Here is a 23,625-nt window from a genome sequence, read left to right as displayed (position 1 = left end):
CAGTTGGTGTTTGAGACGGGCATTCTCGTCGGGCAGGGGCTACTCGCGAGCTGAAGCGCAGCAGAGCATGCCGCTCGGAGAAAAGGCCCCAAGCAAGAAAGTTCAGGATCTGGATTTGAGCGGTCATCAGACTTGTGCGGCTCCGCCGTCAGCGAAGACCTCGCTACCAGTCATGAAGCTGCTTTCGTCCGAGGCAAGAAAGAGCGCCACCGCCGCCGTCTCCTCGGGGTGCCCGATACGACCAAGAGGTATCTGCGAGGCAAAGCCTTCCAGCAACGCATCTTCCTCGCCCACATTTGCCAAGCCCTTGAGGCCGGGTGTCTCGGTGGCGCCGGGAGAGAGCACGTTTACGCGGATGCCTGTCCCTTTCAGGTCCAGGGCCCAGCTTCGGGCAAAGTTGCGGATTGCAGCCTTGGTCGCGCTGTAGACGCTGAACGCAGGAGTTCCCGTCGAACCGGTCGTGGAACCGGTGAGAATGATGGATCCGCCGGCCTGCATAAGCGGCAGAGCCTTCTGCACTGTGAACAGCGTTCCCTTGACATTGACGTCGAAGGTCAAATCGAACGATGCCTCGTCGATGGCGCCAAGCGAAGCTAGATTTCCAAGCCCGGCATTGGCGAAGAGAATGTCTATTCGTCCACTTTTCGCACGCACCGTCTCGAACAGCCGCTCAAGGTCGTCCAGATGCGAAACATCGCCCTGCACCGCGGTCACTCCGGGGCCGATCGCCTCCACCGCCCTGTCCAGTTCCTCCTGACGACGGCCGGTAATGAAAATCTCGGCACCTTCCGCCACAAACCGTTTGGCCGTCGCCAGACCGATGCCGCTGTTGCCGCCGGTTATGACGGCGACTTTACCTTCAAGTCTACCCATCTCGATCTCCTGGAAAGTGATAGCTGCTTCGCAATGGAGAATAGAGACTTGCTTTCTTTTATTAAAGTATGCACCTTTTAGTAAGTACCTACTGGAGCATGCGAAATGACAACATCTGGCTTTACCTGTGGGCTGGACGCTGCGTTGGCTGTCATCGGCGGCAAGTGGAAACCTTTGATTTTGTTCCACCTTGCCCACCAAGCGCGACGTTATGGCGATCTGAGGCGCGCCATCGGCAATGTCAGTGACAAAATGCTCATTCAGCAACTCAAGGAACTGGAGGCTGATGGGATCGTCGACCGGCTCGACTTCAAGGAAATTCCGCCGAAAGTCGAGTATTCCCTCACTGCGTTCGGCCAGACTCTCGCCGAAGCCTTGAAGCCGCTCTGCGCCTGGGGAACGGAACATATGACAGAGGTCGAGAAACTTTTGTCACGGCGCTCGGCACCGTGATCGTCCGCCTGTTCGACGATCCCGCGACCGTCGGGGTGATGCTCAATCCCGACGGCCGCTCCATGCCCTTCGTGATGGCGGCGCTCGATGCACGCGGGCAACGGCAGAAACCGAGTAGTGATGTATCGCGAGAGGATGGAAGAGGGATAAATGGGCATCGGTTGGAGAAAACATTGGCATCAGGGCCCGGAGGGGGCGAAAAGTACCTCCGGCCCCGATACCGCTTTCACTGGCCCGATACTAGCCCGATTCATTCGTCAGCAGCGGCTGCAATGCCCCATCCACGTGGCCGGCCCAGTCCGAGGGAGACATCGCCTCGTAACCCTGCTGGTCGGCGAAGGCACTGGAAATCACCACGTCGGGCCTGAGGTCACGCAACAGTCTGAGGCTTGCCACCAGAGCGTCACGATCACTCATGTCATCCATAAAGCCGTTGCTCCATTGCCCTACCCTGTTCCTGTATAGCGTATCGCCGGTAAACAGGTAGGTCTTCCCGGTCGTCGAACTGACCAGGAAGCAGGTACTGCCAGGGGTGTGGCCAGGGGTCGGAATCACCTCAATCCCGCCAGCGAGTGTTTCCCGCTCCTTGAACAACAGGTCCGGCTCCAGAATTTCCGCGAAAGCCTCACGTTCGCGGACAGGTCCTCCCAATTTCGCGCCGTAGCGCTCACGCACCCATAGAAGCGACTTACCGAGCTCATCCAGGTGGCTCAGAAAGTGCCAGTCTACGCCACCCAGTTCGGCCATGGCATCGATCTCATGTACATGGCCGGTATTGTAGAAGAGCACATTGCCTTGCTTTCGGGTAAGCAGGTAAGCGTGGGTAGTCAGCCCCGGGAACGGACTCTCCACTTCGGTTTGCCACAGGTCAGGAAAAATCTGTTTCATGGTGGTCTCCATTGTCTCGTCTTGTTGGCAAGAATGACTCGAAGCGTCCGGTTGCGAACGTTGTCAGCACTCCGACGAATATCATCAGCTGCTAGGCGACTTCTCTATATGGCACTGTCTCCCGCGCAGCCCGCGTCGCGGTCGCCCACCAGTGGAGCTGGCTCACCACCCGCTGTAACGCCGCCACGGCACGGTCCGGGCTGGCCAGACTCCCGTCATCAGCGAACTGCTCCCACACGTTGATGAAACTGACGCTGTCGCGCACCGTTACCGCATGCAGTTCCGCAAACACCTGCCGCAACTGCTCGACCGCACGCAGTCCCCCGGAAATCCCGCCGTAACTGACAAATCCAACGGGCTTGGTCTGCCACTCGGCATAGCTGGAATCGACCAGGAACTTCAGTGCCGCCGGGAAGCTGTGATTGTATTCGGGGGTGATCACAACAAAGGCGTCAGCCCGGTCGAGCTGATCCCGGAGGCGGTGGATTCCTTCGTTGGCCTGGTTTTCATGGCAACCGGGCAAATCGAGGCTGGCCGGATCGATCAGGGAGAACGTCAGGTCGTGACGTTTGTCGAGTTCTCCGGCGACCCACGCCGCCAAGGTGTCGCACAGTCTGCCTTCGCGGGTACTCCCGAGGATGACGGCTACATGGATGGGGTTGGACATGTGTTATCTCCTTTATCAGTCACTGGCTGATTCTTCATCAGGTGCACGAGGAGCCTATTACCTCAAGTTAAGTTGAGGTCAACGAACCGGATCATGGAGAATGGCTATGGGGGGAATAGTGTGAGTGGAATAGCCAGAGGGAAATAACCAGACAGACGCCAGGGGGCAAGCATGACGACAACACGAAACGGCCGGGACATACGATCCGCAATGAGTGTGGGAGAGGTCGCAAAACGCAGCGGTGTCGCGGTTTCCGCCCTCCGCTTCTACGAACAGAAGGGCCCGATCAAAAGCTGAAGCAACGCCGGTAGCCAGCGACGGTGCCAGCGAGCCATACTCAGACGGATCGCACCGTAACCACCGACGACGGGCAACGCCTTTCCGAGCGTTGGCGGGCAGAACTGGACCGCCACATTGAAGCGTTTCGACCAGCTCGGCGACTGCATCAGCTGTGGCTGCCTCTCGATCGATGCCTGCCGGCTACGCAATCCCTGGGATGAGCTGGGTGCCGAAGGGCCGGGAGCGCGGCTACTGGAGCCGGACGCTGAAGACTGATGAACACCGGTGCAGTCCCCCATGCAACAATGCCAGAGCTGATTCGCGGGTGCCGCCTACAACGCCATCGACGCCGACATGGTGGACATGGAGAGCTACGCCTGCCTGCGCGCCTGCATGCGTTTCGACGTGCCGCTGGTCTTGCTGGACGGCAAGGCGGAGTTGAACCACGTCGACGACTGGACGGCGTATCTCCACGTCATCGACGAGAAGCTGGCCGCCGCCGTGGATCGTCTGGACGAGGCACTCTAGGCTGGGAAGGAAAGGACGTTCCGGCATATTGAGGAGGCATGATGCCCACGACGCGCACGACCTCGCCCGCCCTGGAGCGAGCCCACCTGGTGTGGGACCTGTTCATCATCGTGCTGGTGATCGCCAACCTGGCGCTGCTGCTGTTCGACAGCCTCTTCCTGCTGCCGCCGCTGAACGCCGCCTTCGAGGCCGTGGCGCCCGGTCTGCACGGTGCCTACGACGAACACATTCATGCCAACTTCCTCACCATCGACCTGGCATTCGTGGCCGTCTTCCTGCTCGACGTGCTGCTGGGCTGGGCGGTGGCCATCGCCGAGCGGCACTACCACCGCTGGTTCTTCTACCCCTTCGTGCACTGGTACGACGTGCTCGGCTGCATCCCGCTGGGTGGCTTTCGGTTGCTGCGTATCCTGCGCGTCATCTCGCTGCTGCACCGCCTGCAGCGCATGGGCCTGATCGACGTGCGCCGCTGGTACCTCTACAGCGTGGTCGCCAAGTACTACGACATTCTCATGGAGGAGCTCACCGATCGCATCGCCATCCGCATGCTCGACAACGTGCAACAGGAGCTGCGCGCTGGCGACGGGCTCTCGGCACCGGTGATCGAGCGCGTGGTGGAACCGCGCAAGCAGGCGCTGATCCGCGAGATCAGCCAGCGCCTGGAAGTCATGGCGGATGATGCCTATACCCACAATCGTGACGATACGCTGCGTTATGTGCGCGGGCTGGTCGGCCGTACCCTGGCGGAGAGTCCGGAGCTTCAGCGGATTACGCGCCTGCCGCTGGGCAGCCAACTGGCTCGTGGACTGGAAGCCTCATTCTCGGACCTGGCCTGCCGACTGGTCGACGAGGCCCTGGCGGGTCTGAAGTCGAAGGAGTTCTCCAACCTGGTGGAGCACCTGGCCGAGAGCGGTTTCGATGCCTGGCTGCACACCGACCCGCAGACCGAGCAGATCACCGAGCAGGTGCTGGTGGACATGCTGGAACTGCTCAAGGAACAGATCGCGGTCAAGGGCTGGCAGCACAAATACGACTGAGCCCGCCGGCAGACAGTATCTCGAGCAACTCCCCGTGCCGCTCGGGATGCGCCACCAGCAGGCTGGCCCATTCGTCGGGCGTCGAGTCACCGGCAATATCGGTGACCGTGCAACCTGCCTCGCGGGCGATGACGATGCCGGCGGCGACATCCCACAACTCGAGCCGAGCGCCCTGGGACCAGAAGGCATCGAAGCGGCCGAGGCCAGCATAGGCGACCTCGAGAGCCGCCGAACCGGGCACACGGATGCCGGCGACTCGGGGCATCAGCGCCGTCAACTGGGCCAGGCTGGTCGGGCAGTCGCCCTTGTCGTGATAGGGCAGGCAAGTGGCGATCAGCATTTCGTGCAGGGCCCGGGCCGGCGGCGCGGCGATGCGTTGCTCGTTGCGATACGCGCCTTCCCCCGCCACCGCCCACAACATCTCGTCCAGCAGCGGCTGATAGACCACGCCGTGGGTCAATGAACGGCCTTGGCGCACGGCGATGGAGACCGAGAAGTGAGGCACCCGATGCAGGAAGTTGTTGGTGCCATCCAGCGGATCGATGATCACCGTGGTATCGCCGGCCCCGGACGGCGTCACGCCGCTTTCCTCGCCGAGAAAGGCCAGGCCGGGATGAGCGCGCTGGAGGCAGTCGATGATGATCCGCTCCGCCGCACGGTCATAGTGCGTCACGAAGTCGGAGGCCCCCTTGGCTTCGAAGTCGATGGCACCGGCAGCCTGGTAGCCCTCGAGAAGATGCGCACCGGCAAGGCGGGCAGCGTGTTGCAATGACGCGATCAGAGACGACTCGTGCATGATTCCTCCCGGGGAAGCCTGGAGCGCGCGACGCGACGATGCATCGCCAATGCCATGACGATAGCAGCGCAAGATTTCCGCGGGATGGCAGCGAGGCCGCCAGCATGTGCTTTCACCACGAGAAGTCCCTTCTTCACTGCCGCGTCGGACGAACCTTTTTTCGCATCCCCTGGCGCGTCAAGGCGATCCTCATCAGGCGCTGAAAGGTCGGGCATTCCAGATGGCTAGGAGCCGTGCAGGTCGCGGCATGACGCAATCCATCACGCAACGCGCTCAATTCCTTGATATGGCGATCCACAGCATCTGCCTTGGCAGCCAGCATGTCTCGGTCGATGCTTGGCTCCTTCCCCTGTCCCAGCATTCCGCGGATCTCGGCCAATGAGAATCCCGCAGCCTGCCCCAACGCAATCAACGCAAGACGTGGCAACACATCGGGTTCGAAGACACGACGCAGCCCTTTCCGCCCGACGGATCGAATAAGCCCGACTTCCTCGTAATAGCGCAGTTTTGAGGCGGGAACCCCGCTTTTTCGTGAAAGCTCAGTAATGTCCAGCATGCGACTTGACTTCAAGTTGACTTGAAGTAGTAGCTTATTCGATCTCAACTTGACTGCCCAAGGAAATCAAATCACATGGTGAGCTCTGATACCCATGACCGCGTCCCTCACGAGCCAGGTCACGTCGACCTGAAGTGCCTCGAAATGAAAGACTCGCTAGTAGCAGGAGCCCAGCAATGACTGACCTGACGATAGATGCCGTGCTCATTGGAATAGGTGCGACCATCTTTATGGATGTCATCGCTCTGCTGCGAAGTCGCCTGCTCAGCATTCCTTCACTGAATTACGCGATGGTGGGACGCTGGCTGGGGCATCTTCCCAACGGCACAATCGTCCACCGCCCTATCAGCAAAAGCAGCCGGGTTCGCGGCGAATCTGCCCTGGGGTGGGCTGCACACTACCTCGTCGGGATCGTTTTCGCTGCTGTATTTCTCAGTCTGGCAGGGGCGGAATGGCTCGAGCATGCGACCCTCCTACCGCCGCTAATGTTTGGTGTGCTGACGGCACTCGTCCCCTTTCTCATCCTGCAGCCTTGTTTGGGGGCGGGGATAGCCGCGCGCAAGACTCCTCGGCCGAATGTCGCCAGGCTTAGCAGCCTCTTCATACATGCCAGTTTCGGCCTTGGCTTGTGGGTCGCAAGCCAGGGATACGCGCACATGCTTCAAGGCTGACGACTGACGCATATCAGCTCCGCTCCGGCCGATGCGGGAGAGAGCCGTCATGGAGGCAAACCGATGCGAGGGACGATGCGCTGCCCGAAAGCCGGCTTCACTCACTCGTGCTGCAGGATATTGACGAGCTTGCCGAACGGGTCGCGAACGTAGAAACGCCGCACGCCCCAGGGCTCGCTGACTGGGCCGTATTCTATAGGCACGCTCGCTTCCTCGAAGCGTGCCAGCGCCGTCTCGAGATCATCGACTTCGATGGAGAGATCGGGCACCTCGGTACCCGAGCCACCCTCGGCACCAAAGCTCACCTGGACCCGCATTCGCTCGTCCGAGCCGTAGGTGCGAAACCAGCCATGATCCATGAGCCGCTCCAGGCCCAGGATGCGGCCATAGAAGGCTTCTGCCTTGTCGAGATCTTCCGTGGCCGTGTTAGCCATGATGCGTTTGACCTTCATGCGTCACCTCATCCGCGGGGCTTCTCGTGCATTCAATTCATGCATTCGATGGTTGCTCGGGAATCTCTTGCCGATGTCGATCACTGTAACTGTAGTCGCAACGTGCAATGTTCATAGAGTGACTGGCGTATCGGCTAGGCTCTGGGCGGTCGCAGTAAGCTTGGCCCCGATGACGAGCCGCAAAAAAACAGGGCCACGTCTCGGCGTGGCCCCGAAGCGGCATGGATAACGGCCTCAACCCGCCGTCAGGCTCGCAACGGCCTGGCCTAGGTAATCCTTCATGCGATCATTCATCCAGGTACTGTCCTTCAGTGCCGGTTCCTGCTCATTGGCCTGCCGGATCTTCTGGTGCGTGGCTGGGTCGTCGCCGGCAAAACGTTGCAGCAAGGCCAGCCATTCCCGGGCCAGTTGCTGCGCGGCCGGTTCCTCGGGGCGCGTGCCCTGCTCCAGCAACTGACGCAACCTGGCCATTAAGGGCGGCCACTCATGCATGCACTGCGGGTAGTTCTCTCGCATGAGATCGAACTCCGCATCCGAGAGATAGCGCCGATAGAAGGTCAGCTTGTACTCGGCGAACGCCTGCATCACGAAATCCGAGACCCGCGTGGAAATACCCAGTTGCTCCTGCGCATCGGGTTCGTTGGCATGCATGGCATTCAGCTTTTCGAGCAGAGCCGGGTCGCCGGCGGTATCACGCTCGAGTTTCGCCATCCAGCGCATCGCCAGATCCCGCGCCTCGGATGATGCGGGAGAGGTGCCCTGCTGCAACAGCGCCTCGGCTTCCTTGACCAGGTCCTTCCATTCCGCCCAGCGTGCGTTGTCGGCCTGGTAGAGCGGCAATCGATCGAGCTCCTCCGGGGAGAAGTAGCGGTCGTACATCGTCATCAACTCCAGTGTTTTCAGCCAGTCGTCCATTGCCGGTTCCTCGCCGTTCACGACCTGGCGATGCAGGTTCGCCAGACGGTCGCGCAGCTGAGTCTTCTGCACGATCTGGTGTTCCAGCAGGCGCATCTGCCGCTCGATGACGGTCGACAGCGGTGGAGACGGCTGGTCGAGCAAGGTGCCGATATCGGCCAGCGACATACCCAGGGAACGCAGCGCCTGTATGCGATGCAGGCGCGCGACATCCTGGCGTCGATAGAGCCGATAACCGGCGTCGGAACGCGTGGAGGGCTTGAGCAGGCCGATGTCGTCGTAATGGTGCAGCGTCCGGACGGTCAGTCCGGTGCGTCTGGCCAGTTCACCGACACGTAACAGCATGCTGTATCTCCTCTCCTCCACGCGTGGCTGAAGTCTGGCGCCTCACGTCGCGTGAGGGTCAAATGCCCCGTAACAAAATCTCGCAACACGCATACTCAGGTCCTGTTGATGGATAATCCGCCGTCCACGAGCATCGCGCTGCCACTCACGAAACTCGAGGCCTCGGAGGCCAGGAATAGCACGGCCTTGGCGATTTCCTCGGGGCTGGCGATCCGCTTGAGGGCATGCAGTCCTTCGACGAAGTCCCGTACCTCCTGCGTCGCATCCGGTGCGTTCACCATGTTGGCAGGCGTATCCGCCCCGCCCGGAAGGAGGGCGTTGACCCGCAGGCCCTGCGCACCGTGCTCGACGGCCAGCGTTTTGGCCAATCCGATGAGCCCGGCCTTGCTCGCCGCATAGGCCGACATACCGGGTATGCTGGCCGTGTAGCCAACGAAGCTCGAGGTGAAGATCAGCGAGCCACCGCCTCGCTCAAGCAGCGCCGGCACCTGGTGTCTGGCGCCCAGAAACGCTCCGGTGAGGTTCGTTTCGATCACCTGACTCCACTCCTCGCGCGTCAGCTCGGAGGCGGGCGCCATTCGCCCGATCACGCCAGCATTGTTGAAGGCAATGTCGAGGCCGCCGAAGCGGCCGACGGCTGTGTTGACCAGCGCCTTGGTGTGCGCTTCTTCCCGGACATCCCCCACCACGGCAATGGCGTCACCGCCCAATGCCCTGATGTCCTCCACGACCCCATCGAGTTCTGACTGACGCCGCGCGCCAAGAACGACCTTCGCCCCTTCACTGGCGAACAACAGTGCCGTGGCACGACCGATGCCGGAACTGGCTCCCGTGATGATGGTGACCTTTTGCTGAAGTGTCTGCATGATTTCCCCCTTTTTCCGATGGAATGAGGAACCGATGACGCCAAGAACTCGCCATGCAAGTTGCGGTTCCCATGCCAACTCTCGTGGAGAGAGCTAATCCAAGCACTCCGTTTCTTGTGCTCGAATCGCCATCGGGTGGGTCATGCACGACGTATGCTCGACGACCCGTTGAAGCGAGCGCCGAGCTGAGCGACTGGTTCGTGAATCACGAGGAAGGAGACGTCGTCCCAACCGAGTGTCGGGTCGCTGGTCATGGAGGGGGTTGGCGACTCACTTCATCTCGAAGCCACGTTCGACCAGGAAGTCCCGCATGTGCGGACGCAGCTTGGTCGCGAAGAGCGGTGTCAGATTGCGGGACCAGTCGGAGCTCTTGTTGCCTCCCTTGCGTTCGCTGTAATAGCGCTGCATGGACGCATCGAAAGCGGCCACGTGCGCCTCGTCGTCCTCGTAGACATCTTCCTTGAGGATCGCCTCCACCGGCAGGCGCGGCTTGATGTCCGGCTCGTCGGCCGGATAGCCAAGGCACATGCCAAACACCGGATACACGTGCTTCGGCAGCCGCAGCAGGTCACTGATGGCTTCCGGATTGTTGCGGATACCGCCGATGTAGCAGATGCCCAGGCCCTCGGACTCGGCGGCAAGCGCCACGTTCTGCGCCATCAGCGCCGTATCGACGCTGGCCACCAGCAACTGCTCGGTCGTCCCTCGCGTGACAGCGGCACCGGTACGCTCGGATGCCTCGGTAGGCCGCTTCATGTCGGCACAGAACATCAGGAAGTCGGAGCAACTGACGATATAGTCCTGACCACCGGCCAGCTCGGCGATCCGCTCGCGATTGCTCGGGTTCTTCACGTGGATGACGCTGTAGGCCTGCACATGGCTGGACGTGGCAGCTGCCTGGCCGGCACGGATCAGCTCGAGCAGCGTCTCGCGGGGAATCCGCTGCTCGGTGAACTGGCGAATCGAACGGTGGGACTTCATCAACTCGATGGTAGGGTTCATGCGACCTCGCAGGATGCAGAATCGAATGGGACAAACCCATCAATATAGTTAACCTGCTTATAATTTTCCACTATCAATGTCGTGCCCCTGGGCCAGATCACCCCGCCCCGCCGATGGCATCCCCCTTTTCCAGCGCCTTGAACGCCTCAGCAATCGTGGGCGGTGCCGTGGGACGGGCATGCATCGACGTCAGGTATGCTCTCAACCTCGGCGCCTCATCAAGCATCTTCTCTTCGTTCGCCCAGTCCAGCGTATAGGCGGCATTGAAATCGGCCACGCTGAGCCGGTTGCCCACCATGACATCACGATCCGCCATGTGCCGCTCGAGCACGGCCACCATCTCCACGCATTCCTGCCGGGCCAGCGCGGCATCCTCAGGCAAGCGCTTATCTTCCGGATAAAGGAAGGTATGGCGAGCGATGCGCCACAGAGGGGCCTCGATTTCGGTCGCCAAAAAGAAGATCCAGCGATACATCTGGGCCCTTTCCTCCACGGTCTCGGGCATGAACCCCGATTGGGGATGTTTCTCGGCCAGGTAGAGCTGGATCGCCGACGACTCGGTCACCACCAGATCCCCATCGACCAACACGGGAACCCGGGCCGCCGGGTTGAGGGAACGAAAGTCCCGCTGCAGGTGCTCACCTTGCAGAAGGTCCACCGGGCATATCTCGTACTCCAGGCCTAGCTCGTTGAGCAACCAAAGAACACGCAGGGCACGTGTCGGAGGTGCTCCGTATAGCTGGATCATGGTCAACTCCCTCGATTGATAGACATCGTGACGTTTCTTGATGCCTGATATGGTCGAACGGGAGCCTGTCGAATCGACACCCGCAATGCGACAACCTGCCTCAGGAAAGATAAATCAGAAACAAGTAAAGTAGAGAATGTCAGTTTGGCCAAGGTTGGCCTCTGCACTCAGCGTTCAGACGCCAGCATTTTCGAGGGAGTCGATCTAATGAAGAAGGTTACTGCATTATCTGCCATTTTCCTGGCCCTGGCAGGTGGAGCTTTCTCCTCTTCCGCATTGGCATCTTATGGCAAGGGTGACATTTACACGCGGGTAGGCGTTGCCAAGGTCGATCCCAAGAGTGACAACGGCAACTTCAATTCCATTGGCGTCAGCGACGTCGATGTCGACTCGGACAGAGGTGCGGCCTTTACCCTCGGATATCGCTTCATGGACAAGGTGGGCATCGAGCTGCTCGCGGCAGAGCCCTTTGAACATGACATCGCGCTGGACGGCGCCAACATTGCCTCGACCAAGCACCTGCCACCCACCTTGACCGTTCAATACTATCCTTTGGGTGGCACGACATCACCGGTTCAACCCTATGCGGGCGTTGGGGTCAATTACACCCACTTTTCCGATGAGCACGTCAACGGCGGCAACCTGGAGCTGGATGATTCCTGGGGCGTTGCCGCTCAGCTCGGCGTTGACCTGCTGCTCGACGATCACTGGGCGCTCAATGCAGCCGCCTGGTATCTGGATATCGACACGGATGCCACGGCAACCATCGGCGGCTCAAGTTACGACACCACGGTCGATATCGATCCCCTGGTGGTCATGGGTGGCATTAGCTATCGATTCTGAAGGTCATGGCAGTGCCTGAAGCATTAAAAAAACCGAGCCCAATGGCTCGGTTTTTATTATCCAGTCATCCATCAACCTTATAGTTTCTTCTCTGACCATCTCCACAATCAACCTGGAGATAATGCTGGCTCATGGAATGCTGAACCTTTCGTCACAGGGGCGATGGATTACCAGGTGATCTGTCGCCCTTCCTTGAAGACGGCCTTGAGCGTCTTTTCCGGATACTCGAGCACTCCGAGGTCCTCATCGGGCTGCCCTTCCCACAGGGCCAGGTCAGCCAGTGCCCCAGGGCGTATCACGCCAATCTCTCCTTCACGGTCAAGCAGGCGAGCATTGTTTGAGGTCGCCTGCTTGAGCACTTCAATGGGCGAAAAGGTTTCTCCGCGCAACATGAATTCGCGCATTTGATAACGTTGCATCTCACCGAGCAAGTCACTGCCCAAGCCGACCTGAACGCCGCTATCCCGGAGGAGCTCCAGGGCATCCAGACCTTGTTGGCGAACATCTTCTACCTTGGCGCAGCTAACCGCAGGTAATCCCATCTCCTTTCCATACTTGGCCAGTGCCTCGTACGTGCTGACCGTGGGCACAATAAAGGCTTCACGTTGCTTGGCCAGCTCACAAGCTGACTTGTCGATCAGATTGGCATGCTCTATCGAGCGCACCCCGTATTCCAGGCAACGCGAGATGGCTTCAGGAATATAGGCATGCGCCAGACAATATTTGCCCCATGCCTTCGCTTCCCAGACGATCGCCCGGATCTCGTCTTCCGTGTATTGCAACACATCTATCGGATCAGAGGGTGAGGCCACGCCGCCGCCAGCCATGATCTTGATATGGTTGGCTCCCTTGCGCAGCTCGTCCCGAGCGGCGTGCTGCACGTTTTCCACGCCATCGGCGATGCGGGAAATACTCGTTGAGGCCCCGCAACCACAGAGGCATCCACCCTCGAATGGCGTCCAGTCACCATGCCCTCCGGTCTGGCTCAAGGCCTTGCCACAGTAAAAGAGCCGGGGACCATCGATCAGCCCTTCTTCAACGGCTTGTGCCAGCCCGTAATCAGCCCCCGCTGCGTCCCGGACACTGGTGAACCCCCGCCTTAACATGGCGCGCAGTGAATGATGCGCAAACTGTGCGACATAGGAAGGCGCCATCAAGTCGACCTGCTTGAGACTCGCCGATGCCGCAAGAACATGCACGTGTGCATCGATCAACCCAGGTGTCAGCGTCGCTCCGGCGGCATCGATCACATCAGCGTGGGCCGAGCTCTCGACACCGTCGACGATGTGACTGATGCGGCCGTCTTCGATCACAACGCTCTGGTCGTCCTTGACGGTCTCGCTGAGACCATCGAAAAGTCGGCAATTCTTGATGATCAGCATGCAGAACTCCTTATCCTCGTGTGGTTTGCGTGTGGCTCGATGCGGGTTGTGTCAACAGGCTGACAACAACGAGCGCGAACGTGGCCAATGGCATGGCGACCAGCACGCTGTTCCACTCGAGCGGTTTGCTCAGGCCGATCTCCCAGATCAGCGTGACCGCACCACCGGTGAGCATGCCGGCCAGCCCTCCTGAAGGCGTGGCACGCTTCCATAGCAGGGCGGCGAGCAAGGCCGGGGTGATGGCCGCCCCGTACATGCCGTACGAGTACATCTGGATGGCCAGAACACTGGGGAAAAACGCACCCAGGATATAAGCGACAATCCCCAGCGCCGTAACACTGATTCGATTGAAGATCAGGCGTTTCGCTGCCGGGATCGAGACCTTGAACAGGCCGGTGATGATATCCTGTGTCAGATTGGCCGAAGACGAGAGCAAATAGGAATTCCCCGTCGTCAGGATGAGGGCCACGACCGAAGACAGCAGCAATGCGCCCAGCACGCTCGGCAATCCTTGCTGTGCCATGACCAGCATGGCGGTGTCAGGATTGATATCGGGGAATAACACGCGTGTGCTACTGACCAAGAGGACGATAAGCACGATGCAGACAAACCCCGTGACCATGAATCCCATCGCCGAACGGCGAGCCGTGCCTGAGTCCCTGGCTGCGGCAAAACGCTGGAAGAGATTCTGGTCACCAAGCAGCAGGAGAAACAAGGGCAGGAAATAGCTGATTGCCTACCATGCACTGAGCCCCCCGGTCAGGGTACGTTGTTCGCTCGGCAAGGCCGCCAGCATGCCCGAGAACCCACCAAGTTCGCTCAAGACAATCGGTACACCAATCAACATGCTGACAAAAATGATGATCGCGCTGATGAAATCTGTGTAGGCAACCGACACCAGCCCACCCAGCATGGCAAGCAGGGTAATGATGCCTGCCGATATCAGTGTGCCCTGCCAGGTCGGCAGGCCGAAGGCAATGTTGAGCGCATAGCCACCACCCAGAAACTGATAGGAAACGATACCGATGTAGGCCAGCAGGATGATCAGTGAAGCGACCGTACGCGCCAAGCTTCCGTACCGGCTCTCAATCAACTCGGGAATGGTCGTCGCCTCGGAGTCACGGATACGCCTGGCCAGGAACCAGTACATGATGAACGCCCCGATGGGCGTGCCGGCGAAAAAGAAAATCGCGGCCCCCGGACCGTTCTGGAAGACAAAGCTCGCACCGCCAATCACCGATCCAGAACCGACAAAGGTGGCAAGTAGCGTCCCCGTTACGACGAAGAATGGCAGCGAGCGCCCCGCTACAAGGAAGTCGGCATCATCACGGACTTTGCGCTTCGAGAAATAGATGCCTGCCAGGACCATCAAGATCAGATAAGCAATCAATATAGTTTCATGCATGACTTCAATTCCTGATTGAGATTGTTATGGGTAGGAGATGGCGCACGGAAGAGTGATAGCGCACCGTCACGCTCAGGAAGCGACTTCCTGTCGCAGAATGGCTTTCCAACTGTTCAATAGTTCGTTGAAATATTGAGAATCTTCTCGGAACACGCTCTGCGTTCCCATGCCACGAAGCAGGTTCATGGAAAGATTCATCAAATGACGGGATCTCTCGGGAGGAAGATGGGGAAACAGCCGTTCCCAGATATCATCGATGCGTGAATGGAAGCGCCGCACCTGGGGCGTCAACAGATTCTTGAAATCCGGCTCGTGGCGTGCCTTCAGGGCAATTTCGAGCGTCACCATATATAACTGACCGCTCATGTAATGCCACACCAGATCGAGAAACCCATCCAGCGTCAGATGACCGTCGTGAAACTCATCGGCACCGCAAGCCAATGCCTCGACGAACTCATCCAGCACCTTCTCGATGGCATGGACCAACAGGTCGTCCTTGTTGGCAAAGTGGTGCGTCAAGGCCCCTTTCGATACACCGGCCTCGCCGGCGACGCGATCCAGCCGGAAGCTGTGAAACCCATCGCGTTCCAGGCAGATCAGCGCGGCATTCAGTAGCTTACGGCGTGTTTCCCAGCTTTTGCGTTGCTGCCACTTCATGATGATGGTCTCTTCGTTGGCGCTTGTTGTTGTATGGCCTCTCACACAGATAGCATCGCAAAAAACAAACCGTCAAGTCGGTTTTATTATTGGAAATCACGGTTTCACCCACCCTTCAGCAGTGGCCCCTATGCCACCCAGGCTGGCCAGCAGGTGCTGCTAAGCCTAAGTGACCTCAAGCCTTCATCAGTGCCACCGAGGACCATAAGCCGGGACGTAACGCTATACGCTTATAGCCAAGGCAGCCCTGGCTGGACAATACCGTGCTCCATGTTCAACCACGGCCCCTTGTCTTGCGGAGCTCATGAGTTGCCAAATGGCCACGCCTTGCATAGCATACGAAACATATACGAATCATATATAAGTGAGGTCGTCATGGGGATCGTGAAAATTTCCGAGGACATGCATGAGGTTCTACGCCTCACCAGTCACGCGCTTAGCCGGTCGATCAATGCCCAAGCCGAGCATTGGATGCGCATCGGCATGCTGGCTGAGCTACATCCGGATCTGGATCATAGCGAACTCAGTCGCTTGCTGATCCGCGCTGAACAGGCAGGCGGGCTGGATTTACAAGCACTTGCCGGCGCCAAGGGCCTTGCACAGGCCCATGACGAAGAGGCGGCTTCCCATGGGTAGCGAGATCACGATCCACACGCCTACCGACCTGGCCATGTCCCGTACTGCCGGAAAGCTGGCCGCTGAAGTGCTCACCATGATTGCGCCTTATGTTCAGCCGGGGGTCACGACCGACGAACTTGACCGGATCTGCAACGATTACATCGTCAACGTGCAGCAAGCCATTCCGGCTAACGTGGGCTATCAAGGCTTCACGAAGACAATCTGCACCTCTATCAATCATGTGGTGTGTCACGGCATACCGTCGGACAAGGCGTTGAAGGATGGCGACATCGTCAACATCGATGTCGCGCTGATCAAAGACGACTGGTATGGCGATACGAGTCGCATGTACTTCGTTGGCACGCCCAGCACCAAGGCACGGCACTTGGTGAAAACGACCTATGACGCCATGCGTGCCGGTATTCACGCCGTGCGCCCCGACGCGACGCTCGGAGATATCGGGCACGCCATTCAAACCGTTGCCCACCGGAACGGTTATAGCGTCGTTCAAGAGTATTGCGGGCACGGCATCGGCCGGGTCTACCACGATGAGCCGCAGATTCTGCATTACGGGCAGCCAGGAGAGGGACTGCAACTCAGGCCCGGCATGATCTTTACCATCGAACCCATGATCAATGCGGGAAAACGTTTCGTGAGAACGTTGAGCGATGACTGGACAGTCATCACGAAGGACCGCTCCCTATCGGCTCAATGGGAGCACATGGTGGCCGTCACCGAGGAAGGTTTCGAGGTTCTGACGTCCTGGCCCGACCATCCCGAAGACTACCCTGCCATATAAAATGGGGCCGAGTGCCGGCCATGATCGATCCCCTGAAGCAGGACCACGCCCTGACGCGGTCCTGCGAGTACGGTGGACATTCATGCCTCACGGGCTTCGGTGCCCACTGGGCTGGCGAGCCACCGGCGGCTTGCTCGGTGACATCGGTCACTCGGCTGCCTCGCCCGCAGCCAGCCACGGATCAATGGTGTCGCGGTGGTTGTCGATCCACTGCTGGGCGCCTTCCTCGGGGTCACCGACTTCCTCAATGGTCGCCATGAGTCCACCGAGGCTGTCGTCGTCCATTTTCCAGGCATTCAGCACCTCGGTCAGCCAGGGATCATCGCCGGCGAAGTCGCCGCGCGAGAACCAGTAGATGGTTTCGTTCTCGCCATAGACGCCCTCGGGATCCTCGAGATACTTGAGATCATATTCGGCGAAGGCCCAGTGCGGGCTCCACAGGGTCACGACGATGGGTTCCTCGCTTGCGTAGGCACCGTCGAGGGCCGCCATCATGGCGGGGCCTGAGCTGTTGACCTGCGACAGCGGCAGTTCGTACTGCTCGATGGCGTCGTCGGTCAAACCGGCGATCGCGGAGCCACTGTCGATGCCCAGGATCGAGGGACTGCCTTGATACTCGAAGTCATCCGCACGTTCCTTGAGTTCCGGAATGGTGTCGATATCGACGTAGCTGGGCACGACCAGCCCCAGCCCGGCGCCCTCGTACCAGGCATCGTGCACCTGGAGCTCGTCCTTGTAGGGTTCGAGGAAGGGCTTGTCGGTGATCGGCAGCCAGATCTCCATGGAGATATCGATGTCACCCTGGGACATGGCCGCGTAGAGCGCATTCTTGCTAACATTGGAGAGTTTGACGTCGTAACCGTACTCGTCCTCCAGCAGAATCTTCCACATATTGGCGACGGCGATATTCTCGGCCCAGTTATTGGTGCCGATGACCAGTTCCTTGTCCTGTGCCATGAGGGCCTGGCTCGCCGGGATGAGGGCAAGAGCCAGCAATGCGGATGAGGCTTTCTTCATTTGAGAGGTCTCCCCGTTCTCGCGTTATGTTATCGATGCTCGATAGTAACAAGGTCTGTGCCCTTCCCCGCCCCTGGATTGAGAATGCCGGCCATGAGAAAAGGGAATGGCAGCGACGCCCCTGCCGGGACACGGCCTAGGCCGTCAGCCTGGGATCGAAGGGATAATCCGACAGCAGCTCGACCCGGCCGTCGTCGCGAATATACAACTGTTCCTCGAGCTTGACGCCCTCGCCGCCGTCCTCGTGGCCGATGAAGCTTTCCACGCAGAGCGTCATGCCTCTTCCACAACCCGCCATGATGAGCGCACCATCTTGATCTCGTTGGGCACCTTGAAGGCACGCGCCAGTTCAAGGGGCTCCTGGGCGTCCAGCACGCGATAGCCGCGCCGCTGCAACTCGAAGGCCGCCTCCGGGGTGGCACTCTCGATGGCGATGTGCTCACTATCACCGCACCGGCGCACCAGTCCGCGGAATCTCGTCGATAGTGGGTTCGCAGTCTGCCGGCTCATGGGTGAGCAGCAGGAGATCCAGGGCCACCAAGCTAGCTACCGCTGAGCCCCCTCCCCGAATACCATCAGCCTCCGCAGTTTTACGGACTTTTTACGTCACCTCGTGCTTTCATGTTTCTCATCGTCGGTGAGGTGGATGCAAAGGAGGGCCTCTTTCATGCCTGACGTCCGGAGGGTCACGGATGCACTGCGCCGGTGGGCACCCATTCTCAAGGTGCTCGCCGTGTTATGGGTAGTGCTGGCCATGTTCATGGCGATTCCACTGCTGATACTGATCGTCGAAGGCGAGCCCGATGCCATGGCATTCGGCCTGTCGATCGCCATCGTGCTCGCGGCGGCGGCGCTATCGTGGCTCGTTACCTGGCGAGTTCCCATCAGCCTCAAGCCCTGGCAGATGTTCGTGCTGACGACGCTGAGCTGGGTGACCATCAGCGGCTTTGCCAGCCTGCCGCTGGCGCTGGGCGCACCACAACTGACCCTGACCAACGCGGTCTTCGAATCCGTCTCGGCCATCACCACCACAGGGTCGACGATACTGGTGCATATCGAGGAGCTCTCGGATGGCCTCAAGCTCTGGCGCGGTATCATGCAGTGGCTCGGCGGCATCGGCATCATCGTCATGGGGATCGCCATCCTGCCGTTCCTCAAGGTAGGCGGCATGCGCCTGTTCCACACCGAATCCTCCGACTGGTCCGACAAGGTGATGCCACGCACGGGCGGCATCGCCAAGGCGACCCTGAGCATCTACTGTGGCTTCACCGCGCTGGCCGCACTGGCCTACTACCTGGGCGGCATGACCCCGCTCGATGCCGTCGTGCATGCCATGACCTCACTGGCCACCGGCGGCTTCGCCAACTCCGATGCGTCCTTCGGCGCCTATGCCGAACAGCCACAACTGCTCTGGATGGGCAGCCTGTTCATGCTGTGCGGCGCCTTGCCGTTCGTGCTCTACATCCGCTTCCTGCGGGGCTCGCGCCTGGCCCTGGTGCGTGACCAGCAGGTACAAGGCCTGCTGTTGCTGCTGCTGATCGTCATCCTGGCACTCACGGCCTGGCGAATCGGTCAGGGCTCGGCACCTTTTACCTCACTGACTCACGTGACGTTCAACGTCATCTCCGTGGTCACCACCACGGGCTATGCCTCCGATGATTACAGCGCCTGGGGGGCCATGCCCGTCGTGGCCTTCTTCTATCTCACCTTCGTGGGCGGATGCAGTGGTTCCACCAGCGGCGGCATGAAGATCTTTCGGTTCCAGGTGGCCATGCTGCTGCTGCGCAACCAACTGCGTTATCTGATCCACGCCAGCGGCGTCTTCGTCTCGCGCTACAACAACCAGCCGCTGACCGATGACATCACCCGAGGTGTGGTGGCCTTTTCGTTCTTCTTCTTCCTGACGGTCGCCGGCCTGGCCCTTGGGCTGAGCCTGCTGGGACTCGATCTCATCACGGCCCTGACCGGTGCGGCCACGGCGGTCACCAATGTCGGCCCCGGCCTGGGCGAGACGATCGGTCCTGCCGGCAACTTCGCGCCATTGCCGGATGCCGCCAAGTGGCTACTCTGCGCAGGCATGCTGATGGGCCGCCTGGAGATCCTCACGGTACTGGTTCTGCTGACGCCCATGTTCTGGCGACAATAGCGGCCTCTTTGCCATGACGTTTGACGTGACTTTCCCATGATGCCGGACAACGCTCAGGAAGCCGCCATGACCCGATCGTCCAACACCTCCTTGCATGGCCCGCGTGTGCTGGCGGCGCTCAGCGGTAGCAGCGAGGATGCCGCGCTGATCCGCTCGGCTCACCGTCTCGCCGAACGCGAGCAGTTGCCCTGGGGGGCTGTGCATGTCGACGGCGGCCGCCTCGATGCCGACAGACGCCTCGTCCTGGAGCAGGACGCTTCCAAGGTCGCTCGCCTGGGCGGCGAAATGCACACGATCCAGGGTCAGGACCGTGTGGCGGAGCTGCTCCATTACGCCGACGAGCACCGTATCACGACCCTGCTGGTGGGCTGTTCGCGTCCTTCCGGATGGCGCTTCTGGCGTCGCTCGCTACCCGAGCGCCTGCTCCATGCGGGCGGCGCATTCGACCTGGTCATGATCGCCGAGACCAGCAAGCGTCCCCGCTTCCGTCCACGCAGGACCTGGCAGCGATTCCAGTTGCGCGAACCCGCGATCGCGACGGCGACGTCCCTTTGTGCCCTGGGGTCCGCCTGGCTCCTGCAGGCCTGGCTGGAGCTGGCCGACCTCTCCCTGGTGTTTCTCGCAGCCGTACTGGCCAGTGCGGCCCTCGCCGGTACCAGGGCGGCCATGCTGAGTGCCTTCTTGGGGTTCTTGTCCTTCAATTTCTTCTTTATGCAGCCCCGCTTCTCGCTGGCCATCCTCGAGAAGGAACAACTGCTCACCGTAGTCTTTTTCCTGCTGGTCGCCGTGGTGGTGGGCCAACTCGCCGGGACCGGGCGTCGACGCCTGCACGCCCTGCGTCACAGCCAGGAGCAGTCCCAGCGACTGCTGGCCTATTCACGCTCCCTCTCCGCGGCGACCGATCGGGAACAGGTGTGCGATATCGGCCTCACTGCGCTGGAGCGATGGCTGCATGTCCCGGTCGCCTTCCTGGATTTCGAGCCAGGTGGCAGCCATCCATGCATTCGGCAGGCCATACCACAGGGAACCGTACCGGATGCGCCAGCCCTGACCGCAGCAAGCTGGAGCTGGCAGCACCAGCGCCCCAGTGGCGTGGGTACCGGGCAGCTCGACGAGGACGACCAAGGCTGGCGGATGCTGCCCCTGTCGGCACGGGGGCGGAGCATCGGCATGGTGGGCATCAAGCTCGGGCAGCGCCCCGCGCCATTGAGTCCCGATCACGAAGCGCTGCTGGAGTCGCTGGTCGGCCAGCTGGCCATGGCACTGGAACGGACACGCCTGGTCGGCGAACTGGAAACGACGCGGGTCTCGGAAGAGAACGAACGCCTGCGCTCGGCACTGCTTTCCTCCGTCTCCCATGACCTGCGCACGCCCCTGGCGTCGATCATCGGTTCGGCGAGCTCGTTGCGCGACCTGGAAGCGCAGTTGAGCCCGCAGGACAAGGCGGAACTGCTGGACGGCATTCTCAGCGAGAGCGAACGCCTCGACCGCTATATCCAGAACCTGCTGGACATGACCCGGCTGGGACACGGCAACCTCAAGCTCGAGCGCGACTGGATCTCCCTCGACGACCTGGTGTCGGCTGCCGTGCAACGCCTGGCGCCAGCGCTGTCCCCCCTCGAGCTTCGACTCGACTGGCCCACGGACCTGCCGCTGTTGCATGTTCATCCCGCCCTGATCGAGCAGGCACTGGTCAACGTCATCGACAACGCCGCACGCTTCTCCCCACCGGGCGGCCAGGTGTGCATCCAGGGCCGGCTCGATACCGACCACCGGCAGCTCGAGATCCGGGTGATGGACCAGGGGCCGGGCATCGCTCCCGAGATGCGGGAAGCTGTGTTCGACATGTTCCACACCGGCAGCGAAGGCGACCGCAGCCGCTATGGCAGTGGCCTGGGGCTGGCCATTTGCCAGGGCATGGTCGGCGCGCATGGTGGCAGTGTCGATGCCAGGCTCGGCCCGCAGGGGATCGGCACCATGATCACCCTCCATCTGCCCCTGCCGGTCACGGAGGACACGCAAGACTCGGAGCCCCCTCATGCCGACTGAACGCGACCGAGTGCTCGTCATCGACGACGAACCACAGATCCGACGCTTCCTGCGCATCAGCCTGGTCTCCCAGGGCTTCAGCGTGATCGAGGCCGAAACGGGAACCCAGGGCCTCGCTCGGGCCCGCGAGGAAGCCCCCGACCTCGTTCTGCTCGACCTGGGACTGCCCGACATGGACGGGCAAGCCGTGCTGGATGCGCTGCGGGCGCAGAGCGACATCCCGGTCATCATCGTCTCCGTGCGTGGTCAGGAAAGCGAAAAGGTCCGCGCACTCGACAATGGTGCCAATGATTACGTCACCAAGCCGTTCGGTATCCAGGAACTCCTCGCTCGCGTACGCGCGCTGCTGCGCCACCGGCGACGGCCGGACACCACGGGCGACGTCGAATGCTATCGACACGCAGGGCTGACCATCGACCTGTCAGCCCATCGCGTCAGTCTGCATGGCGACCCTGTGCATCTCACGCCCAAGGAATACGCCGTGCTCGCCCTGCTGGTCCGGCAGGTCGGGCGCGTGGTGACACAAACCCAGTTGCTGCGCGATATATGGGGCGCCGATCACGCCCACGATAGCCACTACCTGCGCATCGTGATCAGCAAGCTACGCCACAAGCTGGGCGACGATCCACAGTCGCCACACCTGTTGCAGACCGAAGCGGGCATCGGCTATCGCTTGCTGGCCCCTCGAGATCCCGAGGCATAACCGGTCGCCTTGATGTCGGTACGTCCGAGCCACCGCTTCGAGCGGCTTTTCCGTCTCCTGGCGAGGATTTTTTCGGCACCCGGTCGGCAAAGCCGGGGTCGGAGGCCTATGATGGTGGTTTGTCATCCGCATCGGGAGAACGCGTGATATGTCGTCCCTGTCCTTCAAGCCACGCCCTCGCGGCGGTCGCTGGCCCGTCGTGCTGGGTTGGCTGGGTGTCCTCCTGCTGGTGATATCGGTGGCACTGATGGGCGCCGCGGGTCCGGCCTACCGCCTGGAGTGGCTGTCGCTGGGGTCCTCGTTCACATTGCTTCGCCAGGGTTCACACTTGGCCCTGGGGGCGGGCGTGCTCGGCCTACTGACCTTCATGGTGGCCGGACTATGCCGGCGCTGGCGGCCGGCACTGGTCGGCATGGTGGTGATCCTGGCCGTGGCCGCAACCATCGCGCTGCCAGCACAGATGATGCACATGGCCCGCACCGCGCCGCCGATCCACGACATCACCACCGACATGACCGACCCGCCCGCCTTCGAGGCCCTGGCTGACGAGCGCCAGGCGGCACCCAACGCAGTCGCCTATCCCGGCAAGCCCTTCGCCCGGCAGCAGCGCATTGCCTATCCGCGCCTCGCGCCGCTCACCCTGGATAAGCCCCTGGCGCGCGTCATGGCCGCCGTGGAAGCCACGGTCGATGCCCGTGACTGGCACGTCGCCGAGGTCACGTCCCACCGGCTCGAAGCCACCGCTACCACACGCTGGTTCGGCTTCGAGGACGATATCGTGGTCCGGCTGACGGAGACGCCGAGCGGCGTTCAGGTCGACATGCGCTCGGCCTCTCGAATCGGTCGCAGCGACCTCGGCACCAATGCGGCCCGCATCCAGACCTTCCTCGAGGACGTGGCGCAGCGCCTGCGGGAATAGCGTCGACACGC

At 60.9% G+C, this 23,625-nt stretch carries 28 protein-coding genes and 1 pseudogene; 13 read left to right on the top strand and 16 right to left on the bottom strand.

What is annotated here, in order from left to right:
• Nucleotides 1–126: 126 nt before the first annotated feature.
• On the bottom strand, nt 127–873 hold the full coding sequence (locus A9O65_RS03840; protein WP_064701411.1) for an SDR family NAD(P)-dependent oxidoreductase: 747 nt from the start codon (nt 871–873) through the stop codon (nt 127–129).
• Between the two features lie 105 nt (nt 874–978).
• On the opposite strand from A9O65_RS03840, the gene A9O65_RS03835 reads away from it, so the two are divergent.
• The gene (locus A9O65_RS03835) at nt 979–1,326 is read left to right on the top strand and encodes a winged helix-turn-helix transcriptional regulator (RefSeq protein WP_064701410.1); all 348 of its coding nucleotides are present in this window, start codon (nt 979–981) and stop codon (nt 1,324–1,326) included.
• Nucleotides 1,327–1,566: 240 nt separating this feature from the next.
• Here the strand turns inward: A9O65_RS03835 and A9O65_RS03830 are convergent, their stop codons facing one another.
• Nucleotides 1,567–2,214, bottom strand: coding sequence for an MBL fold metallo-hydrolase (locus tag A9O65_RS03830; protein ID WP_064701409.1), 648 nt, complete (start codon nt 2,212–2,214; stop codon nt 1,567–1,569).
• Nucleotides 2,215–2,305: 91 nt separating this feature from the next.
• A complete protein-coding gene (locus tag A9O65_RS03825) occupies nt 2,306–2,881 on the bottom strand; it encodes an NADPH-dependent FMN reductase (protein ID WP_064701408.1) in 576 nt (191 codons plus the stop codon).
• A gap of 171 nt (nt 2,882–3,052) precedes the next feature.
• Here A9O65_RS03825 and A9O65_RS17460 point away from each other — a divergent pair, with 171 nt between their 5' ends.
• The 4 genes from A9O65_RS17460 (at nt 3,053) to A9O65_RS03810 (ending at nt 4,725) form a co-directional block, all read left to right on the top strand.
• On the top strand, nt 3,053–3,178 hold the full coding sequence (locus A9O65_RS17460; protein WP_369691731.1) for a MerR family DNA-binding transcriptional regulator: 126 nt from the start codon (nt 3,053–3,055) through the stop codon (nt 3,176–3,178).
• A 117-nt stretch (nt 3,179–3,295) separates the two neighbouring features.
• Nucleotides 3,296–3,436: a MerR family transcriptional regulator gene (locus tag A9O65_RS17455; RefSeq protein WP_254783118.1), complete on the top strand. Its 141-nt coding sequence runs from the start codon at nt 3,296–3,298 to the stop codon at nt 3,434–3,436.
• Nucleotides 3,437–3,514: 78 nt separating this feature from the next.
• Nucleotides 3,515–3,688 carry a nucleoside phosphorylase-I family protein gene (locus A9O65_RS03815; RefSeq protein WP_254783119.1) on the top strand — a complete coding sequence of 58 codons (174 nt, stop codon included), beginning with the start codon at nt 3,515–3,517 and terminating at the stop codon, nt 3,686–3,688.
• A 41-nt stretch (nt 3,689–3,729) separates the two neighbouring features.
• Entirely contained in the window at nt 3,730–4,725 is a 996-nt protein-coding gene (locus A9O65_RS03810; RefSeq protein ID WP_064701407.1) for an ion transporter, read from the top strand.
• Here the strand turns inward: A9O65_RS03810 and A9O65_RS03805 are convergent.
• Both A9O65_RS03805 and A9O65_RS03800 read right to left on the bottom strand, forming a co-directional pair.
• Nucleotides 4,697–5,521 carry an inositol monophosphatase family protein gene (locus A9O65_RS03805; protein WP_064701406.1) on the bottom strand — a complete coding sequence of 275 codons (825 nt, stop codon included), beginning with the start codon at nt 5,519–5,521 and terminating at the stop codon, nt 4,697–4,699. The genes A9O65_RS03810 and A9O65_RS03805 overlap by 29 nt on opposite strands.
• A gap of 133 nt (nt 5,522–5,654) precedes the next feature.
• The gene (locus A9O65_RS03800; RefSeq protein WP_064698965.1) at nt 5,655–6,077 is read right to left on the bottom strand and encodes a helix-turn-helix domain-containing protein; all 423 of its coding nucleotides are present in this window, start codon (nt 6,075–6,077) and stop codon (nt 5,655–5,657) included.
• 176 nt (nt 6,078–6,253) lie between these two features.
• On the opposite strand from A9O65_RS03800, the gene A9O65_RS03795 reads away from it, so the two are divergent.
• Entirely contained in the window at nt 6,254–6,748 is a 495-nt protein-coding gene (locus A9O65_RS03795; protein ID WP_064701405.1) for a DUF2938 domain-containing protein, read from the top strand.
• A 101-nt stretch (nt 6,749–6,849) separates the two neighbouring features.
• Here the strand turns inward: A9O65_RS03795 and A9O65_RS03790 are convergent, their stop codons facing one another.
• The 5 genes from A9O65_RS03790 to A9O65_RS03770 all read right to left on the bottom strand — a co-directional run bounded on the left by A9O65_RS03790 (nt 6,850) and on the right by A9O65_RS03770 (nt 11,076).
• Nucleotides 6,850–7,200: a VOC family protein gene (locus A9O65_RS03790; RefSeq protein ID WP_064701404.1), complete on the bottom strand. Its 351-nt coding sequence runs from the start codon at nt 7,198–7,200 to the stop codon at nt 6,850–6,852.
• A gap of 234 nt (nt 7,201–7,434) precedes the next feature.
• Entirely contained in the window at nt 7,435–8,460 is a 1,026-nt protein-coding gene (locus A9O65_RS03785) for a MerR family transcriptional regulator (protein ID WP_064701403.1), read from the bottom strand.
• 95 nt (nt 8,461–8,555) lie between these two features.
• Complete coding sequence (locus tag A9O65_RS03780) at nt 8,556–9,326, bottom strand: SDR family oxidoreductase (protein WP_064701402.1); 771 nt, start codon at nt 9,324–9,326, stop codon at nt 8,556–8,558.
• A gap of 270 nt (nt 9,327–9,596) precedes the next feature.
• Nucleotides 9,597–10,328, bottom strand: coding sequence for an oxygen-insensitive NADPH nitroreductase (gene nfsA / locus A9O65_RS03775; protein WP_064698960.1), 732 nt, complete (start codon nt 10,326–10,328; stop codon nt 9,597–9,599).
• Between the two features lie 97 nt (nt 10,329–10,425).
• Complete coding sequence (locus tag A9O65_RS03770) at nt 10,426–11,076, bottom strand: glutathione S-transferase family protein (RefSeq protein WP_082920106.1); 651 nt, start codon at nt 11,074–11,076, stop codon at nt 10,426–10,428.
• Between the two features lie 207 nt (nt 11,077–11,283).
• On the opposite strand from A9O65_RS03770, the gene A9O65_RS03765 reads away from it, so the two are divergent.
• Nucleotides 11,284–11,919: an OmpW/AlkL family protein gene (locus A9O65_RS03765; protein ID WP_064701401.1), complete on the top strand. Its 636-nt coding sequence runs from the start codon at nt 11,284–11,286 to the stop codon at nt 11,917–11,919.
• 167 nt (nt 11,920–12,086) lie between these two features.
• On the opposite strand, the gene A9O65_RS03760 is transcribed toward A9O65_RS03765, so the two are convergent.
• From A9O65_RS03760 to A9O65_RS03750, 3 genes and pseudogenes are all read right to left on the bottom strand, one after another.
• Nucleotides 12,087–13,301 carry a metal-dependent hydrolase family protein gene (locus tag A9O65_RS03760; RefSeq protein WP_064698958.1) on the bottom strand — a complete coding sequence of 405 codons (1,215 nt, stop codon included), beginning with the start codon at nt 13,299–13,301 and terminating at the stop codon, nt 12,087–12,089.
• 10 nt (nt 13,302–13,311) lie between these two features.
• A pseudogene (locus tag A9O65_RS17450) lies at nt 13,312–14,670 on the bottom strand (sodium:solute symporter family protein).
• A 108-nt stretch (nt 14,671–14,778) separates the two neighbouring features.
• On the bottom strand, nt 14,779–15,363 hold the full coding sequence (locus A9O65_RS03750) for a TetR/AcrR family transcriptional regulator (RefSeq protein WP_064698956.1): 585 nt from the start codon (nt 15,361–15,363) through the stop codon (nt 14,779–14,781).
• A gap of 375 nt (nt 15,364–15,738) precedes the next feature.
• On the opposite strand from A9O65_RS03750, the gene A9O65_RS03745 reads away from it, so the two are divergent.
• On the top strand, nt 15,739–15,999 hold the full coding sequence (locus A9O65_RS03745) for a ParD-like family protein (RefSeq protein ID WP_064701400.1): 261 nt from the start codon (nt 15,739–15,741) through the stop codon (nt 15,997–15,999).
• The gene (gene map, locus A9O65_RS03740; protein ID WP_064698954.1) at nt 15,992–16,780 is read left to right on the top strand and encodes a type I methionyl aminopeptidase; all 789 of its coding nucleotides are present in this window, start codon (nt 15,992–15,994) and stop codon (nt 16,778–16,780) included. Before A9O65_RS03745 ends, map begins: the two co-directional genes overlap by 8 nt.
• Nucleotides 16,781–16,927: 147 nt before the next feature.
• On the opposite strand, the gene A9O65_RS03735 is transcribed toward map, so the two are convergent.
• The 3 genes from A9O65_RS03735 to A9O65_RS17440 form a co-directional block, all read right to left on the bottom strand.
• Nucleotides 16,928–17,797, bottom strand: coding sequence for a glycine betaine ABC transporter substrate-binding protein (locus tag A9O65_RS03735; protein WP_064701399.1), 870 nt, complete (start codon nt 17,795–17,797; stop codon nt 16,928–16,930).
• Nucleotides 17,798–17,933: 136 nt separating this feature from the next.
• Complete coding sequence (locus A9O65_RS17445; RefSeq protein ID WP_244534474.1) at nt 17,934–18,074, bottom strand: hypothetical protein; 141 nt, start codon at nt 18,072–18,074, stop codon at nt 17,934–17,936.
• Nucleotides 18,071–18,259, bottom strand: a complete 189-nt coding sequence (locus A9O65_RS17440; protein ID WP_064701398.1) for a hypothetical protein — start codon at nt 18,257–18,259, stop codon at nt 18,071–18,073. Before A9O65_RS17440 ends, A9O65_RS17445 begins: the two co-directional genes overlap by 4 nt.
• A 205-nt stretch (nt 18,260–18,464) precedes the next feature.
• Between A9O65_RS17440 and trkI the strand changes: the two genes are divergently transcribed.
• The 4 genes from trkI (at nt 18,465) to A9O65_RS03710 (ending at nt 23,614) form a co-directional block, all read left to right on the top strand.
• Nucleotides 18,465–19,943, top strand: a complete 1,479-nt coding sequence (trkI, locus tag A9O65_RS03725; RefSeq protein WP_064698951.1) for a Trk system potassium transporter TrkI — start codon at nt 18,465–18,467, stop codon at nt 19,941–19,943.
• A gap of 66 nt (nt 19,944–20,009) precedes the next feature.
• Nucleotides 20,010–21,992, top strand: coding sequence for an ATP-binding protein (locus tag A9O65_RS03720; RefSeq protein ID WP_064698950.1), 1,983 nt, complete (start codon nt 20,010–20,012; stop codon nt 21,990–21,992).
• Nucleotides 21,982–22,695: a response regulator transcription factor gene (locus tag A9O65_RS03715; RefSeq protein WP_064698949.1), complete on the top strand. Its 714-nt coding sequence runs from the start codon at nt 21,982–21,984 to the stop codon at nt 22,693–22,695. The genes A9O65_RS03720 and A9O65_RS03715 overlap by 11 nt, the downstream gene beginning before the upstream one ends.
• A gap of 148 nt (nt 22,696–22,843) precedes the next feature.
• The gene (locus A9O65_RS03710) at nt 22,844–23,614 is read left to right on the top strand and encodes a DUF1499 domain-containing protein (RefSeq protein WP_064701397.1); all 771 of its coding nucleotides are present in this window, start codon (nt 22,844–22,846) and stop codon (nt 23,612–23,614) included.
• Nucleotides 23,615–23,625: the final 11 nt, after the last annotated feature.

Origin of the sequence: Halomonas caseinilytica (genome assembly GCF_001662305.1) — a bacterium.
GTDB lineage: Bacteria > Pseudomonadota > Gammaproteobacteria > Pseudomonadales > Halomonadaceae > Halomonas > Halomonas caseinilytica.
The sequence above is the reverse complement of the archived record's forward strand: the minus strand, read 5'-3'. Positions and strand labels throughout refer to the sequence as shown.

Bases quoted from the DNA above. Each gene is read 5' to 3' on its own strand.
- A9O65_RS03710 (WP_064701397.1), top strand. From the start codon at position 22,844: ATGTCGTCCCTGTCCTTCAAGCCACGCCCTCGCGGCGGTCGCTGGCCC.
- A9O65_RS03770 (WP_082920106.1), bottom strand. From the start codon at position 11,076: ATGATCCAGCTATACGGAGCACCTCCGACACGTGCCCTGCGTGTTCTT.
- A9O65_RS03780 (WP_064701402.1), bottom strand. From the start codon at position 9,326: ATGCAGACACTTCAGCAAAAGGTCACCATCATCACGGGAGCCAGTTCC.
- A9O65_RS03785 (WP_064701403.1), bottom strand. From the start codon at position 8,460: ATGCTGTTACGTGTCGGTGAACTGGCCAGACGCACCGGACTGACCGTC.
- A9O65_RS03720 (WP_064698950.1), top strand. From the start codon at position 20,010: ATGACCCGATCGTCCAACACCTCCTTGCATGGCCCGCGTGTGCTGGCG.
- A9O65_RS03815 (WP_254783119.1), top strand. From the start codon at position 3,515: ATGGTGGACATGGAGAGCTACGCCTGCCTGCGCGCCTGCATGCGTTTC.
- A9O65_RS03735 (WP_064701399.1), bottom strand. From the start codon at position 17,797: ATGAAGAAAGCCTCATCCGCATTGCTGGCTCTTGCCCTCATCCCGGCG.
- A9O65_RS03805 (WP_064701406.1), bottom strand. From the start codon at position 5,521: ATGCACGAGTCGTCTCTGATCGCGTCATTGCAACACGCTGCCCGCCTT.
- A9O65_RS03765 (WP_064701401.1), top strand. From the start codon at position 11,284: ATGAAGAAGGTTACTGCATTATCTGCCATTTTCCTGGCCCTGGCAGGT.
- A9O65_RS03745 (WP_064701400.1), top strand. From the start codon at position 15,739: ATGGGGATCGTGAAAATTTCCGAGGACATGCATGAGGTTCTACGCCTC.
- A9O65_RS03835 (WP_064701410.1), top strand. From the start codon at position 979: ATGACAACATCTGGCTTTACCTGTGGGCTGGACGCTGCGTTGGCTGTC.
- nfsA (WP_064698960.1), bottom strand. From the start codon at position 10,328: ATGAACCCTACCATCGAGTTGATGAAGTCCCACCGTTCGATTCGCCAG.
- A9O65_RS17445 (WP_244534474.1), bottom strand. From the start codon at position 18,074: ATGACGCTCTGCGTGGAAAGCTTCATCGGCCACGAGGACGGCGGCGAG.
- A9O65_RS03810 (WP_064701407.1), top strand. From the start codon at position 3,730: ATGCCCACGACGCGCACGACCTCGCCCGCCCTGGAGCGAGCCCACCTG.
- A9O65_RS03795 (WP_064701405.1), top strand. From the start codon at position 6,254: ATGACTGACCTGACGATAGATGCCGTGCTCATTGGAATAGGTGCGACC.
- A9O65_RS03830 (WP_064701409.1), bottom strand. From the start codon at position 2,214: ATGAAACAGATTTTTCCTGACCTGTGGCAAACCGAAGTGGAGAGTCCG.
- A9O65_RS03715 (WP_064698949.1), top strand. From the start codon at position 21,982: ATGCCGACTGAACGCGACCGAGTGCTCGTCATCGACGACGAACCACAG.
- A9O65_RS03760 (WP_064698958.1), bottom strand. From the start codon at position 13,301: ATGCTGATCATCAAGAATTGCCGACTTTTCGATGGTCTCAGCGAGACC.
- map (WP_064698954.1), top strand. From the start codon at position 15,992: ATGGGTAGCGAGATCACGATCCACACGCCTACCGACCTGGCCATGTCC.
- A9O65_RS17460 (WP_369691731.1), top strand. From the start codon at position 3,053: ATGACGACAACACGAAACGGCCGGGACATACGATCCGCAATGAGTGTG.
- A9O65_RS03800 (WP_064698965.1), bottom strand. From the start codon at position 6,077: ATGCTGGACATTACTGAGCTTTCACGAAAAAGCGGGGTTCCCGCCTCA.
- A9O65_RS03790 (WP_064701404.1), bottom strand. From the start codon at position 7,200: ATGAAGGTCAAACGCATCATGGCTAACACGGCCACGGAAGATCTCGAC.
- A9O65_RS03825 (WP_064701408.1), bottom strand. From the start codon at position 2,881: ATGTCCAACCCCATCCATGTAGCCGTCATCCTCGGGAGTACCCGCGAA.
- A9O65_RS03840 (WP_064701411.1), bottom strand. From the start codon at position 873: ATGGGTAGACTTGAAGGTAAAGTCGCCGTCATAACCGGCGGCAACAGC.
- A9O65_RS03750 (WP_064698956.1), bottom strand. From the start codon at position 15,363: ATGAAGTGGCAGCAACGCAAAAGCTGGGAAACACGCCGTAAGCTACTG.
- trkI (WP_064698951.1), top strand. From the start codon at position 18,465: ATGCCTGACGTCCGGAGGGTCACGGATGCACTGCGCCGGTGGGCACCC.